Below are 16,346 nucleotides of genomic sequence, written 5' to 3' on the forward strand. Positions count from 1 at the left end.
ATTGAGCGGGAGCAAGACCCAACCGGGTTCCCGTAAAAAGGGCGCCACGAAAAAGCTATGGTTGTGGACTCGACAGGAGGGAACGCGACATGAACAGCAAGGTACTTTGGGGCGAGGGCCTGCTGCTGCGTCCGCAGCACTTCCAGCGCCAGGACCAATACCACGAACACCGTCTCTACAAGAGCATCGATGCCGTTCATCCCTATGCCTGGGGCGTGGAGCGGCTGGAAGTCGACCGCGATGCCCTCGGCAGCAACGTGCTGCGCATCCTGGCGCTGGCGCTGCGCTTCCAGGACGGCGAACTGGTCGACGCGCCGGGGCCCGACGAGCTGCCGCCCACGGTCGACCTGAACCTGCTGCAGTCCCGCCACAACCAGCAGAGCGTGACCTATTACGCCGCCCTGCCGGGACTGAAACCCTTCAGCGGCAACTTCGTTCCGCCCGGCGAGGACAGCACCACGGCCCGCTTCGTGCAGGCGAACCAGGAGACGCCCGACCTCTACACCCAGGCCTCCCCGGCCCAGCTGGCCTACCTGAAGAAGACGGTGCGCCTGGTGGCCGAGTTCGAGCCGCGCGATGCCTATACCTGTTTCCCGCTGCTGCGCTTGCGCCGCGCCGCCGCCGGCGGCTTCGAACTCGATCCGGGCTTCGTGCCGCCCAGCCTGTCGGTCGGCGCCGCGCCGATCCTGCACCTGCAGCTGCGCCGCCTGCTGGACGCGCTGCAGGCCAAGGTCAGCGCCCTGTACGGCCACCACCGCGAGCCGAGCCGCAACGTGATCGAGTTCCGCTCCGGCGACATGTCCTCGTTCTGGCTGCTGCACACGACCAGCACGGCCTGCGCGGCGCTGACCCACTATCTGCACCACCCGGACCTGCATCCCGAGCGCCTGTACGAGCAGCTGCTCGCCACCGCCGGCGCCCTGATGACCTTCTCGAAGAGCTGGACCTTGGCCGACCTGCCGCCCTACCAGCATGCGGATCCCGGCCCGGCCTTCCTGAAGCTCCACCAGATCGTGCGCGAGCTGCTCGATACCGTGATCTCGTCGAAGTACTTCGCCATCGTCCTCAGCGAGGTGCGACCCAGCTACCACCACGGCATGCTCGACTCGGGCAAGATCGACGACAAGACCACCTTCTATATCGCCGTCTCGGCCGACATCCCGGCGCTGGAGCTGGTCGATACGGTGCCGCTGCGCTTCAAGGTCGGCGCTCCCGACGACGTCGAGAAATGCGTGCTGTCCGCCCTGCCCGGCGTGCGCCTGCAGTACGCGCCCCAGCTGCCGGCAGCGGTACCGGTGCGCCCCGACACCTGCTACTTCGTGCTCGAATCCAAAGGGCAGATGGTCGAGCGCATGCTGCAGGCGCAGTCGGTGTCGATCTACGTGCCGTCGGGGATGAAGGAGCTCAAGCTCGAACTGCTGGCGGTGGCGGCCTGAGATGGGTAGCGTCTTCGGCGAAGGACTGAGGCAGCACGCGCGGCTCATCACGCTTGCGAGCGCACAGGATGGCGATCTGCCCGAATCGCTGGTGGTGGAGCGCTTCACGGGCCGTGAGGGCGTCAACGAACTGTTCTGCTTCGACATCGATGCGCTGAGCGTGTCGGCCGATCTCGAACTGTCGCCCTTCATCGGCGAATCTCTCAGCGTGGCGATCCTGCAGCCGGACGGCAGCCGGCGCGCCTGGCACGGCCTGTGCACCCAGGCTTCATGGACGGGCGCGGACGGCGGCATGGCGCGCTACCGCCTGCGGCTGGAGCCGGCGCTGTCCCTGCTGGCGCTGCGCCGCGACAGCTACATCTTCCAGGACAAGAACGCGCGCGACATCGTCACCGAACTGCTGATGGATTATCCACAGCTGCGCTTCGACTTCGACCTGACGCAGCCGCTGTCCACGCGCCCGGTCTGCACCCAGTACCGCGAGAGCGATCTCGCCTTCTTCATGCGGGTACTGGCCTCGGAAGGCCTGAGCTGGCGCTTCGAGCACGACCAGGACGGACATCGCCTGCTCATCTTCGACGGCGATGCGCCGTCGCCCGCCACGCCGGGCGGCGACACCATCCGCTTCCACGGCGTGCGCGCCACCGAGCAGGACGACAGCATCGACGTCTTCGGCGCGCGGCGCCAGGTCGCGGCCAACGGCGTCGCCATCAGCAGCTGGGCTCCGTCGCAGCTGATGGCGCCGGGCGCGGAGCAGCAGTCCCACCTGGATGCCAGCGAGCTGCCCGGGATGGCGATCTATGACGGCGGCGGCGAGCGCATCGCAGCCAGCAGCGACGAAGCCGGCCGGCACTGCCGGCTGATGCTGCAGGCGCTGGAGCTGGACAACAAGCGTTTCGAAGGCGCGGGCTCGGTGCGCCGGTTGGCGGCCGGGTACGCGTTCAACCTGAGCCAGCACGAGCGCTATCCGGAGGGAGAGAACGCCTTCGTCGTGCTGTGGGTACGCCATCAGGCGCGCAACAACCTGCGGCCGGCCGGTATCGACGGCATCTACCGCAATACCTTCGCATGCGTGCGCGACGTGGCCGCCATCATCCCGGATGCGGTGACCGCGCCGCAGCCGTGCACCGCACCCGGACCGCAGACGGCGCTGGTGGTCGGCCTGCCCGATGCGGTGGCGACCACCACGCGCGACCACCAGGTGAGGATCCAGTTTCCCTGGCAGCGCGGGCGCAATCCGAACCCCGGCGGCCTGGCCCACAACAGCGACGCCGGAGGGTGCGCCCCCGGCGACGACAGCTCGGGCACCTGGGTGCGCGTGGCGGAAGCGCTGGCGGGGCCCAACTGGGGCACGCAGTTCACGCCGCGCATCGGCACCGAAGTGCTGGTCGACTTCATCGAAGGCGACATCGACCGCCCCGTGATCGTCGCCCAGCTCTACACCGGATCGGACCCGCCGCCGTTCGCGGCCGGCGTCGATTCCGGCATCAAGCATGCGGGCGTGCTGTCCGGGATCCACACCCATAACTTCGACGGCGGCGGCTGGAACCAGTGGCAGCTCGACGACACGCAGGGCCAGCTGCGCATGCGCCTGGCCACCAGCAGTGCGGCGACCCAGCTGAACCTCGGCTACCTGGTCGACCAGCCGCCCGGCTCGGCCCAGCGCGGACGCTTTCGCGGCAGCGGCTTCGAACTGCGCACCGATGCCTGGGCCGTGCTGCGCGGCGGCGAAGGCGTGCTGCTGTCGACCAGTGCGCGTGCCGAGGGCGCGTCGACCCAGATGGATGCGGCGGAGGCGCTCTCGCTGTTCAAGGGCGCGCGTTCGCTGAACGATGCGATGGCCGGCGCGGCCTCCCAGCAGCAGGCCTTGTTCAGCAAGGAGGCGGCGCAGGCGCAGGCGGACTTCATCGAGCAGATCGATCCGCAGGCGAAGGGCAGGTATGCCGGCGCGGTAGGCGGACAGCCGGCCTTGAAAGCACAAGCGGGCATGCGCGAGCTGGATGCGGAGCAGCCGGTGGAAAAGTTCGGTGCGGCGATCGTGCTGATGGATGCGGCCGCCGGCATCAACTGGGCGACGCCTGCCTCCACAGTCATCTACGCCGGACAGCAGCTGCACTGGACCACGCAATCGGACCTGCACATGACGGCGGCGCATACGGTGTCCTCGGTGGCCGGCCAGGCCGCAGGCCTGTTCACGCACGGCGGCGGCATCCAGGCCATCGCCGGCAACGGGCCGGTGTCGCTGCAGGCGCATACGGACCAGCTGGAGATCCTGGCGGAAGGGGCGGTGACGGTCATTTCCGTCAACGACGGCATCGAGATCAAGGCCAGGGACAAGATCGTGCTGCAGGCGGGGCCGGCGACGGTGACGCTGGCGGGTGGGGATATTACGTTTGCCTGCCCAGGGAAGTTCAGTGTGAAGGGTGGGCAGCATTTGTTTGAGGGCGGGGCAAACAAGGCTGCAGAGTTGCCGCAGTTACCTGATTGAGCTGGCACGACCAATAACTTCATTGCGCTCAACTATCGTGGTGTGGATGGTGAAGCGATGTCGGGCGTCGGTTACAAAATCAAGTTCGAAGCTCCAGGTACTACTATTTATCGGATCGTAGATCCTACGTCGAAAGACAACCGCATCTGTTGGATGACTGAAACAGAGTTCAGAAAACTGAAATCAAAAGACGATTGGCGTCGCCGTTTTGCTGTTTGGGCGAACTGGAACAGCAATGGTGAATTCATCACTTACACTGTCCTACCGGGTCCTAGATTGAATGTTTGGGAAGGAATAACAGCATCTCAAACAATGAAAAATACAAACTATGTCCTCGAGGGCGGTGCTATTCAACTCGTCGTCGATCCGTCTCACCTGGAAAAATTACATATTTCTCCCAGGCAGAAGACGGGATCGGGATATGACGATTGGGAGCAGCAAATGGCTTGATTGGTGTGCTTGTGCAAAAGAATAATTGGGCGATATAGAGAGGGAACATGGCCATCCAGATCAATCCGCAAGAAATACATTTGCTGGAGCGTTATAGCTCTTTGGAATATTTTGCGGAATTACGCGGTACATGGGGAAAAATGGTAAGACATGTTGAATCATGCTTGCAATTATATTTATCGAATCTCCCTTCAAAATATCGATCAATGCCGTTTTCGGAACAGCCAGATATCGTCTGGGACCATCGTATATTGCCGAATGTTCGTGATACGTTGAAGGGCCTGTGCACAGGATTCATTATGCTAAGTCATGGCGATGCCGATGGTCTTCGTTATGCTCATGGTCCAGTTAATGACGCCATAGGACAGAGACGGGACTATTCAACTGACTGGATGTCGGTTGAAGAGCGTGAGCTTTACGATAGACTTTTAACGGAAGCAGCAAAGCGAGCAGGGTATATCACGGCTACGGAAGGCGCGTACTGGAGGCCCTTGGAGTTATCGAATTATTTAGACTTAACAGAGCCCTTAGACCTTCCAGGCCAATGGCCGGCGTACCGTGTCAATCAAAAAATTTCGGTGCAAACTGGAGCCAAGACGCCTCAAAACGGTATCTATGTTCCCGATTTGCCGAATAGTTGCGCTCAGTTTTTGAGCGCTAACCATACACAATCTCCTCAAGCCTATGTGATTGCTGGTTTTCGTGACCTTTTGGATCCGAAAGACTTAAGAAAATATGGCGAAGAGCCCTGTCTTGAAAAAAAGGATTGCACTTGGTATCTGGTAGAGCGCGCACAGGATTCATACGAAACTCAGAAATCCGAAGCCATCAATTCCGCCCAACTTGTACGTGTCGCGGCCGGACAGTCATGTCCTGAAGCTGGATTCTATTTTACTCCTGCGCGTCTTGACTCCAGAAAGCTATTTAAAAAAGGTGATGTGATGCCGGAAACTTGGTACCGAATATGGAGCAACGATATGGCAACGAGACGTTAATCAAGTTAACGCCAGTAAAACAGCGGCGTCGTTGCCGTGGCGGGCGAAATCTGCGCTTACTAATATGTTACGCCATAGCGCAGATCGCGATTTTTGCGAAAGTTACCAAGAACTAATCCGTTTTCGTCAGTTCCAGACCATCGACGACCATTTTCCACCCATTGCCATCCTTGTAAGGCGGCTTACTCACCACAAAGGTCGTTGTGATTGGTCCAAGCCCTACTTCGAAATTGTCTCCATCGAACCCCTTGAGTGGACCGTCAACTGAGGTCGTGCCACCGTCCTTTAAACGCTTGTACTTGACGGAACCATCTTGCGTAATCAGTAGATACATCGCTTTTTCTTGCCACTCACCGATATATAAGGATTTTTCTTTTGGAATTGGTTTTCCGCAGCCGGCCAGCGAACCGAACAGGGTAAGAAGAATAAATAATTTCGAATGTTTCATATAACCTCCATGCAGGGTGAGCAATGTATTCAACGACGACCAAGCGTTGCCCAAGATAAAGCACTCCAGGAGGTAATGCTTGCGTAAGCTCATCGCGATTGCTTCAGGTCACTATTAATGTGAGGTGTTGAAGAGTATTTTTGTTTTTGAGCAACCGTATTTCGAGAGGAGATTCATATGGCAGGACCATTGATCAGACTCGGTGACAAAATCTCCCACGGCGGCAGCGTCATCGAAGCGTCGCCATACAGCGATATCGATGGCGTCGGCATCGCACGCATGGGTGACAAGGTCAGTTGTTCCAAACACGGCACGGTCACGATCGCCAGCGGAGACACGACCTTGATCGTCGACGGCAAGCCGGCCGCGCGCGACGGCGACAAGACTTCTTGCGGCGCTGTCCTGATCGCAGGTCAGCAAACCACCTCCGACAAGATCTGAGCGCGACGATGTCCACACATCCTGCCTTGCCAGCCGGTGAGCGCGTACTGCTTTCCTGGCTCAAATCCCTTTTTCTGGCCACCTTTGTCGTTGTCGCCTGCTGGGGAAGCGCGATCGTTTACTGGCGCACGACCAAAGCCAACCCGGCAACGGGCGAATTGCTGTTTTACCTGCTCGGATTGCCAGCTTGCCTGGTCCTGATGGGCTTCATTGGCCGAAAGCTGATTGCCCGACCGACCGCCGCGCCAACCGCTACCACCGTTTCCACGCCAGCAAAGGCAGCGACCGCGCCGTCGCAAACCCGTCCGCTGGCCATATTGGCGGCCTCGCTGCGGCTGCCGCATGGCGCATCGCCCGAAGAATTGGCCTCGGCCATCGCCGGTAACAAGGCGCGCGCCGATCTCGATAAAGAATTGGTCGATGAGGATGGCTTTCCCATCATGGCAGCGCGCTGCAATCACGCCGTGGACGAAGCGCTGCGGGACGAAATCGGGGAATGGCTGGCCCTGAATGGCATGAGCGGGCTGCAGTTCAATGACGAGCAATGGCGTGCGTTGACGCTGGCAAGCGCCGTGGTTGCCGAACTGGCCGCACAGGCTGCGGGACCAATCCTGTACCAGGTGGATACGCAGGCAAGGCTGCAATTGATACCGTTATTGCCGGCTGAATGGGATGTCGCACAAGGCCGCGCGGCCGGCATATGGCTCAAGCAGACCGTGGCACGCTACGGCTGGCCAGGCGACCATGTCATCGTGACGACGGAAGTCCCTGCGCTTGCGGGGGATGTTTCCCCATCAGCGGTAATCAATCGGCTGGCTCACAGCGCTGGTGCGGAGAATGCGCCATTGATCGCCATGGTCGTGGCGTTCGCTTCGCATATTGGCGACGAGTCGGTGGCGCGCTGGGCGGCGAATGGTTCCCTGTTCACGTCATCGCAGCCTCATGGACATATTCCAGGCGAAGGCGCGGTCGGGTTTCTGATGACGGATCAGCTCAGCCTGGCCGAATCCTCGACGATTGCGGTACTGGATGGAATCGAGGAAGCGCACCTGGATTCGTCGGCCGACGAGACCAAGCGTGTCGACTCCAGCTTGCTGGGGGAATTGTCGGAACGTGCCTTCAAACGCAGTGGGATCGATGCTTCCGATGTGACAATGGTGATTGCCGATACCGGGCAGCGCTCGAGCCGCGTACTCGAATTATTGGCGCTGAAGGCGGCCGGGTTATCCCGGCTGGACGAAACGGATGACATGGTCCGTGTTGGCGTCGCCAGTGGGAGATGTGGTGCGGTTTCATTTTTTGCTGCGCTGGCGTTGGGGCGCCATTTCGCGCTTGAGCGTGGTGCGCCGGTGCTTTGTGTCGGTAATGAAGATCCGTATCGTCGTCTGTCAGTCTTGATTCGACAAGTTGATTTATTGGATTAAAAATGGAGCATTAACCTTATCGATGCCGGTATGTTGTGAGCCTTTTTGAAATATTGACTAGCAAGAATTTGCCTTATATCGATATTTCCATGGCTCTACCTGCCATGGACGATGTTCGCCAATTTGCTCATAAAATTCTTTTTCAGCTGAATCGTGGTTTTTTGGAAGATCCACCATAGAAGGATCTTTGAAGCATAAAGTTTTGAAAATGCTCGTTGCTTCGTATGAGAATTTGTAGAATGGCCATCGTGAAAGAAAATTAACGATTAATATAATAAAAAAAGAAAGGAAAGAAAATCCAAGAACAGTTCTCCAGCAATCGGCCAAGGGACGAGATTCTTGATAATATGAGAATAGTGCAAAAGCCAATGAAGAAAATGCTGATATTGTTAAGCTGGAAAAAATATCATGCTTTTTTTGTGCAATATGGCCCCGTATTCGGTAAGGAATGCACCAAACTAAGCGTTGAGTCGGATTTCGAGCGCAGTAGACTTCATTTACCTCGTCTTTTTTAACTACGACAAATTCTATGTTGTCTCCGTCTTTGAAATCAACTTTGTAGAAACGACCGGATAATGTTAATTTATCAACACGACAAGTAAAGAACTCCATCGATACATCTGCTCCATTACTAGAATTTGCAAGTATGGTGGAGCTTGTAATATTGCCCGTCGCAGCTGCAGCGATTGATGCTAAGCCTGCAAATTTCTTTCCTTGGCTAGGGAATGAAAGGTCATCAAATCCTTTGGTGATGTTCAAATCTTTCACAGTGCCGGAGAGGAGAAGATAGTTCATTATATTACCTCCATCAATGCGTTTTCGAAATCTGTCTTTTGATTTTTTGGGCTTAATAATTTTTTCTTGCGATTGATTCCGAATGCGCAGTGCTCACACCATTCCTGAAGTTTATCGTCACTAAATTTCCAAATTAAAAACTGAATAGCTACAGTCGCAACGCTAAACCATATTCCGCCAAGCATTATTAAGGCTCTACCTAACAATAATCTGGATGCGACTCGCGATCCAATCCGTGGGATTATTGCTGAACTACGACCAATAACGGTATTTGGAAGCTTGGCGGCAAGCATTTCAAATGCCGGCTTGGTGTACGAAACGGCAGTAATTACCGAGGAAGCGCCACCGGCTCCACTGAAAATCACCTTCGTGTAACATAAGAATGAAATTAATGTGTCTCCATTTTCGCCATTTTTTCTGGCGTTCTCATAATCCTGGTGTGCGACTATCCAAGCGGACCCAGCGCTTAATATACCCCCGGCTAATTTTAATGCTTGAAATCCCGGAGCTGCATCTTTCAAGTTATGTAGGCCTTTAATTGCAGTTGCGCCAAGATCTGCCAGCCCGGCACTCAGGGAAATTCCAGCAGCCCAAAGCTCACCTTGGAGTTTCTTATTTTGAGGATCGGCTTCCGCATCAAGATAAAGTTTGGTGACATAGACCATCTGCACGATCGTTGCGATCATGCCGAACCGTAATTCTTTAGCTTCATTGAATCCGCCGGCTAGTCGTGGATTTTCGTTAACCTTAGTTGTATCCGCATCTTTGGCTAATTTTTCCCACGATTGTTTAAGTTTTAAAAACTCACTGCTCGACCTCTGACTGGCAACGTCATGTACTAACCGCAATGCGAACATTGTTTCGGCCCGTCCGGCCCTTCCGAATTTAGCTTCAGAGGCCAATAAGGACATAATGTTTGTATATTGTGCGCCAGATCGAGCCAGCAAGAGGCCTAAAATCAATTTTTCGGACAACCAATCAGCACGTTTTTTTAAGAAAGGTTGAAATAAAAGATTTCCAACACTCATTAGAATTTTTTCGATTCCGCCAGTCGGCACGCGGTAGACCTCAGCCTTCCTTAATGTGTTATGAAGTGAAAGCGCCTTCTTTGAAAGGTCAGCGAGCTTGGCTAGATGTTTGGTGCTGTCTCGGACTGCGTCAAGAGCAGTGTCGGTATAGGAAACTTCTTTTGATGCTATTACCTCATCTAATATAGTGTTAACTGCACTTATTCCGTCTATTTGGTTGAGTGCAAAAGCGCGCCATAGCAAATTACCATCACTAGCTTTCGCTTCATTGATCCACTCCTTGATGATGGTTAGGCCTGCAGGACTAGAGCTGATTCCAAGCATGATGTCACCCACAGCGTTCTCAAAAGCTACGCCGTCAGAAACGTTCAAAGGATGAAACTCGAGGAGAGCGTCCTGTAGGTAAGATGACTTCATCCATGCGACAACATCTTCCGTGCGCTCATCAGCTAGAGCTGCCGCAGCCGAGATAAAGTTCGCATAGTTCTTCCGGAACGTCTTAAGGGCAACGGTATCCAGTTTGGCCTCGTATTTCGACCACGCTTCTGTTGCCTCTATCTCAGCGGTACGTGTTCGTGCCTGAATAAGTTCATCACGCGTCTCCACTGCGCTCTTCCCGGTCGTTGTGTTTCGGGCGATCGCCTGGTTGGCGACTTTGTCGACTTCTACCATTCCATCCTTCCACTCCGGATCGGAAAGGCGAACGTAGTTTTCGCGGCGTCTTGCAATACTTGAAGGTATTCTTGTTGCAGCATCACGTTCCCAGCGCTTACAAAGATCTTCCTGTCTGGCGCGGCCGGCTACATCACCTGGGTAAGCAGCTTCATAATTCGTAAGTCTTCGCCGCGTGAATTCAGCATCCCATTTGAATACGCCAGCCTCTATTCCCGAGATTGCGTTGTTTGTTTCTCGCTGCTTAAGCGCCAACTTTGCGCCTTCAATCGCGCTTAATGCTCCTATCTCCAGCTCACGTTCTATTCCATATTTTTCAATCCATCCGGTAGCATCATTGCGATAGCCGTTCAGTTCATGCGTTATCCCTACGCTATCCCATAGGGCGATGACGATCGGCGCATGGGCTGGGCCGTGGGTTACTTCGCCAACCTGCGTCATCAGTTCGACCAGCTTGCGTTTATCGTCTCGGCGGACCGTTATCGGATATCGTGTTGCGCAGCTTCTTAGTCCGTTCTTGTCATACGACCCATCAGGCTTGCTGATCTCTGAAACGTTGTTGCGACCCAGCGTAGACAGCGGAAAGCCGCTCTTGTATTCAATAATGTTGTTTAACGCGGCTTCAGTGGCTTCGATCCCATGACGGTAGCCCCGCGCCTTGATCCAGACAGCGGGAGCAAAGGTTTGCATACGCCGGTCGCGAAGATGTCCGTCTTGTTCCAAAGCTTTGAACGTTTCGCTACTCCAGGCATGCTCGGAAAATGCCATCCATACTCGTCCACACCGCTCTGGAGAATCAATGGCAATTATTGATGCAGGAAGACTATGCTCTTTCCGTGAACAACGTTCCTGAGTGACGGCTTCGATTGCGCCAGGCGATATCTGCTTCCAAAGGGTTCCGGCCGTCGAAACGCTATAAATTTCCCATCTGATGTGCGTTCCATGCGCGTGCTTTTCATAGAATAAGTACAGGAATCCTTGGCGCAAGGTTCGGAGCGCGTATTTGTGGTGTTTGAGTCTTACTTCGGTAACCTTGTTTCCTAACGTAGGCGGCAAGGCTGCGTCCACGTTATTTGGTATTACGCTATAACGGACCGGTAGGACTGCCAGACCACTCTTGTTACAGTTGATGCAGTCCAAGTTTTCTTTATTGGTATAGACCATGTCAGTTTGTATGAACAGTCAGCGGTTGTAAGGATTCGGTGTGAATTGCTCGACAGGACAAGCGAATCTTTCTTCGAGTGCCGGGCCGTAGAAAGTGCCCGCAAGCGTCTTTTCCCATATCGGTTGCATTCTTTGATGGCTGTGAAAGTCGCTTCCGAATTTCATTGCATGCAACGCAAAAAGCTCACGGTTTTGTGCATCCAGAATCCCATACCGAATCGCATGGCTTAACGCTTTGAACACGCTTCGTTCCCAACCGGGGGTATAAGTCTTTGAGCTGTCTGAGTCGTTCCACCAAGCGAGCCACGCCGCGTGTAACGTCGCATAACTCTCTACTTGAGACCATTGCTCGCCATCGAGCACGAGATCGGGAAATGTCGTGGCTGACGACGGACCTGAGGGTCTGGTTTGACGTTGTATTACATGTCCTCGTCCGATAGCGATAATGCTGTCCGCAGGGCCAAGAAGGGCGTCTCGCTGTTGACTCGTAAGTGTTGACCACAACCACTCACGCACTCCGGGGTCATGAAAACGGAGAAGTTTGCCGAAGTGCTGGTAGCGATGTAGATAACAGCGTTGTGCCCAGTGTGCAGCCAGTGCTTTTGGCAGGGCCAGCGTTGCTACCCACCCTGAGATTGGCTGCCCGCAAAATGCCGAAAGGCTCTCCTTAGTCCATGCGTGCCACGCTATCTCTACGCTCTCTTCAAAAATATCGTTTTCCGAACTTTGAGACAGATCCAGCGTTACCAGATAAGGCGCAAGCCGCATGTCAAATCGCGGATGTCTAATCGGAACGCGAACACGGGATTTCTCGACTAAAGGCACCGTCGCGAAAGGATCGTTGTTGGCAGGGTTAACCCAGAGCTGGCACTTTCCTTGCGCGATCTCTTGGAACAGGTTGCGGAGATACTCGAGAGTTTGCGGCAAAGTGCTGCTAACACTTTGGTCAAAGTATTGGTCCATTGCTTGCTCATAGAGTTTGGGTACCTGCTTGCCGTGCACTTGCGTCGCGTGTCGCCTGCTCACAGCCCTTGAAGGAAGAGGTCGCGAATGTGTAAGTCGAGCTGGCGCCTTTGGGGCCCGCCAGCTCTTTCATGCTCGCCTTGAATTCCACCTTTCCTGGGCTATGCAGCAGGATGTCGCCGCCTTCCAGCTTCAGACATGCTCCCTGTGCAGTCATCAAGAGATGAGTCTTGCCTGAAATCGATATGGACTTCTTGACGCTCATGAAAGTCACCGTTTTGTCAGCCGTCATACGGATCTCATCCGACGTGCTTTGACTGCTTACTTTTCCACTCGCCGCATGCAACCTGATCCCTGTCTCCTGAGCCGGTTTATTGCTATTGCTTGCTTTGCCATAAGTGAAAAGGCTGATCCCGGCCGCCGTCGCCCAATAAGTACTCTTTCGTGTAACCGAATTGATGTCCTGCCCGGCACTGATACTGGTGGTGTTACCTGCTACCAGCACAACATCGGCAGGTGTCATTGCCACAATCCCTGCTGGGCTTGTCAATTGCAATTGCGGCACGGAATACGCGACAGCACTGTGATCATCAATACCGATGGTTTCCCCGGCAGCCTTTATCTGCGTAATGGCCGGCAGATCCCGTGAATCGCCTACCGCCGCATTGTGCCTACCCGCCATTCCCGCCAGACTCTCCTGCAACTCCCGGCTCGCATCGATCTGTCCGCACGCTCCGCGCGCGTCCATCTGCGCGCCACCCGCCAGGCGGTCCGCCGACAGCAGCATCCCCTTCCCGGCACGCAAGGCCAGCCCGTGCGCGGTCTTCAGTTCCGCGCCAAGGCCGGCCGTCTTGATGCGCTGGTTGTCCGTCTGGTGCCGCAGATGGCCAAGGTTCAGCTCCGCGGTGCCCTGGTGGGCGTTCGCATGCCGCTGCAGCGATACGCGGGCCTGGCCGGGGCTGTCGTCGAACACCAGCTGGCTATAGGCTTTCGTTCCCAGCTGGCTGGCCTGCATGGCCTGGCTTTTCAGGCCGGACAGCACGGCCGGATGCGCGTGTGCGCCGGCCTCGCCCGGGAACCAGGGCGGCGCATTGCCGGTCGCCGGACCGGCGCCGTGATTGCGGGTGTTGTGCTGGGCGTCCCGGGCGCCGGCGCCGTTGTAGAGCGCGCCGATCACCACGGGGCGGTCGATGTCGCCTTCCAGGAAGTCGACCAGTACCTCCTGCCCGACGCGCGGCAACGCGTGGCTGCCCCAGTTCGCACCGGCGATCGGCGCCAGCGGCGTGGCGACGCGTACCCAGGTGCCGGCGCTGTCGTCGCCGGGCGCTCCCGTATGTCCGTCGGGATGGGGATGGTCCAGGCGATTGTGGCCGTCCGCGCCGCGCTGCCAGTGGAACTGCAGCTTGATCCGGTGATCGCGGTCGGTGTGGATGACCGCGCCGGGCGGGCCGACCACGATGGCGGTCTGCTGGCCGCGGATGGTGGGCCGCGCATGCGGTGAAGAATGGGCGCGGTAGGGAATGCTGCTGCGAATGGCGTCGATGCGATTGCGGTACAGCGGACGTTCGCCGGGCCGGGCGAGGTATGCCCGACCATCCGAGGCCGGCGGCTCGCCAACACGACCGGCGATTTCCGCCTTTATCTCGGCGCTCAGGTTGTTATGCATCAGGTGGCGCGCGCGGGTGACGAGGAAGCGGCGCTTGTCCTCGTCGTCCGTATCGTGCACGGCGTGGCCCGACAGCGTGAATGTCGTTCCCGGCGCGAGGGTGCGTACCGTGCCGGCGCCGATGAACACCTCGCAGCGCGCTTCCAGGGCCTGCAGCCGGCGGTCGGCCAGGCGCTGGCCGTGGCTGCGGTTCGGATAGGCGTACTGTCCCGGCATGTCGCGCAGCGCCAGTTCCTCTTCCCTTGCGCGCATCGAGGATGAGAAGACCGGACGGCGATCGAGACTGCGGTAATCCCAGCTGGCGAGTTCGATCGCATTCGTCTGCTGCCGCACTTCGCAGCGCCAGCGGTCCATGCTGTCCTCCTTCATCACCGCGCCCGGCTGGGTGTAGCGCACGGCCGACTGGAGGTTGGCGAGGAAGGCGCCATTGTGGTCGGCGATCACCATCCGATGACTGCCCAGTCGCGGGCTGCCTGGATCGCCTTCATGCTCGAAGTAATAAAACAGGCCCTCCGCGCTCATCAGGCGCTCGATGAACGCGAGGTCGCTTTCCTGGTACTGCGTGGTCAGGCTGCGCTTCGGATAGCTGCCGGGATCGGCGAGATCGAAACGCCAGTCGGGAGCCAGCCGGCCACGTCCCTGCCAGGCCTTGAGAACCGTGTCGACGATGTCGGGCACGCTCATGTCCTGGAAGATGCGGCTGTCGCGGGTATGCGCCAGGAAGGTGCTCCACGGCTGCAGGCTCAGCGTATAGCGGGCCATGCCGCCATTGGCGCCGTTCAGTTCCGCCACCGTCAGGTAGCCGTGGAAGGCGCGCGGCCTGCCGGCGTCGACGGTCAGCAGCTCGAGCAGGGCCGGGTGGCCGATCAGGGCGCGCAGCGAAATCCCGGCATCCAGCGACAGGGCCGTGATCGTGAATGCATACCCTTCGCCGATGGCTTCCTCGCCGCGAATGGATTCGGCCAGCAGCCGGTCGGGACCGAGGCGCGTGTGCAGGCGCAGCAGGCGGCTGGTGTCGGAAAAGAAAGCAGGAAATTGTGCAGGCATGAATGCTCCCGGGCGGCAACGGAAGCATTTGAAGCTGGATTTACTTGGACTCTATTGACTGCTCGCAAGACGCTTTGATTCAGGCCAGATCATCCATAGTTGCCCTATTGCAACCTTGTCATTTACGCTCTACACTGCTCCGATGCCCGCACCCAGCCGCCGGACTGGAGCGCGTCGTCATCCACCATCCATTCATCAGGAGTGATCATCGATGGACACCACACTGCAGACCCGAAAACCGATCGATGCCCTCACGTCCGAGGATCTGGAAGCCTTCGCGATCTGGGAATTTGCCATGGATGAGGAGGCGGACGACGCGCAGGACGAAACCTGGGTCCGGCCGCTCGATCGCGCCACGATTCCGCGCGACGCCTCTTCGCTATCGGTTGCGGCCGATTTCGTGGCCGCCGACGGCACGCCTTTCGTCGGCGTCGTTGCCCTGTCGACCGATGAGGAGATCGCGTTCGATGGCGCCGGCCTGCTTGCCGACGGCGCCTACGTGTATGCCGCGCACGGCGCGAAAACGCCGCTCAGGTACAAGACCAGCACCGCCAGCGAGCTCGGCAAGCCTCCCGGCGGCATTTACCCCTTGCGCTTTACCCTGCGCGCGCTGCTTGAAGGCGAAGCCGCTCCGCGCAGCGGCGTCTTTTCCTGAGCGCGTAACGCTCAGAGAGCTCAGCGCACGCGGCGCATCGACGAAATGCGGTTGTTCATCCCTTCCAGGAAGGGATAGCGGCCGGGGCCGTACACCACGCACTGGCCGCGGAAATCGCCGTGTTCGCAGAATTCCCAGCGGCCTTCGTAGATGATGATGGAGCCGGCGCGGTCGTTGAAGCCGACGTCGTTCAGCGAGCGGACATCGCCGGACAGGCTGACGGCCGGGCCTTCGAAGCGCTGGCCGGAGAACAGCTGGACGGCGTCGCCGCCACGCGGGCCGCCGCGGTCGTCGCGGTCCCCGCGCCAGCCCGGGCCGCCGCGGCGGTCGTCACGGTCGTAGCCGCGGCCGCCGCGCGAGACTTCCCGCAGCGAGGAAATGCTGTCGTTGAAGCGCGGCAGTTCGCGGTATTCGCCGGGGCCGAACTCGGCGCAGTAGCCGCCGAAATCCCTGTCCTCGCAGACTTGCCATACGCCCGAACGCACGATGATGCTCGAGGCGCGGTCGTTGAAGCCGATGTCGGCCAGGTTGTAGGCGTCGCGGTTGATGGTGACGCTGGGGCCGCGGAAGTTACTATCGGTGAACAGCGTGATCTCGCCGGCAAAGGCGGCGTGGGCAAAGGTGGCCAGCACGGCGGCGGCAGCTAACAGGCGTTTCATGTGATCTCCATCGAT

Annotated in this window: 13 protein-coding genes; 7 read left to right on the forward strand and 6 right to left on the reverse strand. The window is 57.8% G+C overall.

Going from position 1 to position 16,346, the window contains the following annotated elements; translation table 11 throughout:
* Positions 1-89 precede the first annotated feature (89 nt).
* The 4 genes from tssK to AB4Z32_RS06710 are packed head-to-tail and all read left to right on the forward strand — an operon-like array spanning position 90 to position 5,369.
* Positions 90-1,436: a type VI secretion system baseplate subunit TssK gene (gene tssK / locus AB4Z32_RS06695; RefSeq protein WP_441935146.1), complete on the forward strand. Its 1,347-nt coding sequence runs from the start codon at positions 90-92 to the stop codon at positions 1,434-1,436.
* Between the two features lies 1 nt (position 1,437).
* Positions 1,438-3,924 carry a type VI secretion system Vgr family protein gene (locus AB4Z32_RS06700; protein ID WP_441935147.1) on the forward strand — a complete coding sequence of 829 codons (2,487 nt, stop codon included), beginning with the start codon at positions 1,438-1,440 and terminating at the stop codon, positions 3,922-3,924.
* A gap of 57 nt (positions 3,925-3,981) precedes the next feature.
* Positions 3,982-4,374 (forward strand): hypothetical protein, encoded by a 393-nt coding sequence (locus tag AB4Z32_RS06705; RefSeq protein ID WP_441935148.1) that lies wholly within the window; start codon positions 3,982-3,984, stop codon positions 4,372-4,374.
* Positions 4,375-4,421: 47 nt separating this feature from the next.
* On the forward strand, positions 4,422-5,369 hold the full coding sequence (locus AB4Z32_RS06710) for a hypothetical protein (protein WP_441935149.1): 948 nt from the start codon (positions 4,422-4,424) through the stop codon (positions 5,367-5,369).
* A gap of 112 nt (positions 5,370-5,481) precedes the next feature.
* On the opposite strand, the gene AB4Z32_RS06715 is transcribed toward AB4Z32_RS06710, so the two are convergent.
* Positions 5,482-5,817 carry a hypothetical protein gene (locus AB4Z32_RS06715; RefSeq protein ID WP_441935150.1) on the reverse strand — a complete coding sequence of 112 codons (336 nt, stop codon included), beginning with the start codon at positions 5,815-5,817 and terminating at the stop codon, positions 5,482-5,484.
* 177 nt (positions 5,818-5,994) lie between these two features.
* Here AB4Z32_RS06715 and AB4Z32_RS06720 point away from each other — a divergent pair, with 177 nt between their 5' ends.
* Both AB4Z32_RS06720 and AB4Z32_RS06725 read left to right on the forward strand, forming a co-directional pair.
* The gene (locus AB4Z32_RS06720) at positions 5,995-6,258 is read left to right on the forward strand and encodes a PAAR domain-containing protein (protein WP_441935151.1); all 264 of its coding nucleotides are present in this window, start codon (positions 5,995-5,997) and stop codon (positions 6,256-6,258) included.
* A gap of 8 nt (positions 6,259-6,266) precedes the next feature.
* A complete protein-coding gene (locus AB4Z32_RS06725; protein ID WP_441935152.1) occupies positions 6,267-7,682 on the forward strand; it encodes a hypothetical protein in 1,416 nt (471 codons plus the stop codon).
* Between the two features lie 57 nt (positions 7,683-7,739).
* Here the strand turns inward: AB4Z32_RS06725 and AB4Z32_RS06730 are convergent, their stop codons facing one another.
* From AB4Z32_RS06730 to AB4Z32_RS06745, 4 genes are read right to left on the reverse strand one after another with little or no spacing between them, the layout of a single operon-like run.
* Positions 7,740-8,477, reverse strand: coding sequence for a putative type VI secretion system effector (locus AB4Z32_RS06730; protein WP_441935153.1), 738 nt, complete (start codon positions 8,475-8,477; stop codon positions 7,740-7,742).
* Positions 8,477-11,341, reverse strand: a complete 2,865-nt coding sequence (locus AB4Z32_RS06735) for a T6SS effector BTH_I2691 family protein (protein ID WP_441935154.1) — start codon at positions 11,339-11,341, stop codon at positions 8,477-8,479. The genes AB4Z32_RS06730 and AB4Z32_RS06735 overlap by 1 nt, the downstream gene beginning before the upstream one ends.
* Before the next feature lie 18 nt (positions 11,342-11,359).
* On the reverse strand, positions 11,360-12,304 hold the full coding sequence (locus AB4Z32_RS06740) for a DUF4123 domain-containing protein (RefSeq protein WP_441935155.1): 945 nt from the start codon (positions 12,302-12,304) through the stop codon (positions 11,360-11,362).
* Positions 12,305-12,311: 7 nt separating this feature from the next.
* Positions 12,312-15,017, reverse strand: coding sequence for a type VI secretion system Vgr family protein (locus AB4Z32_RS06745; RefSeq protein ID WP_441935156.1), 2,706 nt, complete (start codon positions 15,015-15,017; stop codon positions 12,312-12,314).
* A 211-nt stretch (positions 15,018-15,228) separates the two neighbouring features.
* Here AB4Z32_RS06745 and AB4Z32_RS06750 point away from each other — a divergent pair, with 211 nt between their 5' ends.
* Positions 15,229-15,672 (forward strand): hypothetical protein, encoded by a 444-nt coding sequence (locus tag AB4Z32_RS06750; RefSeq protein WP_441935157.1) that lies wholly within the window; start codon positions 15,229-15,231, stop codon positions 15,670-15,672.
* A gap of 20 nt (positions 15,673-15,692) precedes the next feature.
* Here AB4Z32_RS06750 and AB4Z32_RS06755 read toward each other — a convergent pair whose 3' ends face one another.
* Positions 15,693-16,331, reverse strand: a complete 639-nt coding sequence (locus AB4Z32_RS06755; RefSeq protein ID WP_441935158.1) for a beta/gamma crystallin-related protein — start codon at positions 16,329-16,331, stop codon at positions 15,693-15,695.
* Positions 16,332-16,346: the final 15 nt, after the last annotated feature.

This window comes from Massilia sp. 2TAF26, from assembly GCF_052115005.1.
GTDB lineage: Bacteria > Pseudomonadota > Gammaproteobacteria > Burkholderiales > Burkholderiaceae_D > Telluria.

Coding starts and splice junctions, on each gene's coding strand:
- tssK (WP_441935146.1), top strand. CDS start 90: ATGAACAGCAAGGTACTTTGGGGCGAGGGCCTGCTGCTGCGTCCGCAG.
- AB4Z32_RS06700 (WP_441935147.1), top strand. CDS start 1,438: ATGGGTAGCGTCTTCGGCGAAGGACTGAGGCAGCACGCGCGGCTCATC.
- AB4Z32_RS06705 (WP_441935148.1), top strand. CDS start 3,982: ATGTCGGGCGTCGGTTACAAAATCAAGTTCGAAGCTCCAGGTACTACT.
- AB4Z32_RS06710 (WP_441935149.1), top strand. CDS start 4,422: ATGGCCATCCAGATCAATCCGCAAGAAATACATTTGCTGGAGCGTTAT.
- AB4Z32_RS06715 (WP_441935150.1), bottom strand. CDS start 5,817: ATGAAACATTCGAAATTATTTATTCTTCTTACCCTGTTCGGTTCGCTG.
- AB4Z32_RS06720 (WP_441935151.1), top strand. CDS start 5,995: ATGGCAGGACCATTGATCAGACTCGGTGACAAAATCTCCCACGGCGGC.
- AB4Z32_RS06725 (WP_441935152.1), top strand. CDS start 6,267: ATGTCCACACATCCTGCCTTGCCAGCCGGTGAGCGCGTACTGCTTTCC.
- AB4Z32_RS06730 (WP_441935153.1), bottom strand. CDS start 8,477: ATGAACTATCTTCTCCTCTCCGGCACTGTGAAAGATTTGAACATCACC.
- AB4Z32_RS06735 (WP_441935154.1), bottom strand. CDS start 11,341: ATGGTCTATACCAATAAAGAAAACTTGGACTGCATCAACTGTAACAAG.
- AB4Z32_RS06740 (WP_441935155.1), bottom strand. CDS start 12,304: ATGGACCAATACTTTGACCAAAGTGTTAGCAGCACTTTGCCGCAAACT.
- AB4Z32_RS06745 (WP_441935156.1), bottom strand. CDS start 15,017: ATGCCTGCACAATTTCCTGCTTTCTTTTCCGACACCAGCCGCCTGCTG.
- AB4Z32_RS06750 (WP_441935157.1), top strand. CDS start 15,229: ATGGACACCACACTGCAGACCCGAAAACCGATCGATGCCCTCACGTCC.
- AB4Z32_RS06755 (WP_441935158.1), bottom strand. CDS start 16,331: ATGAAACGCCTGTTAGCTGCCGCCGCCGTGCTGGCCACCTTTGCCCAC.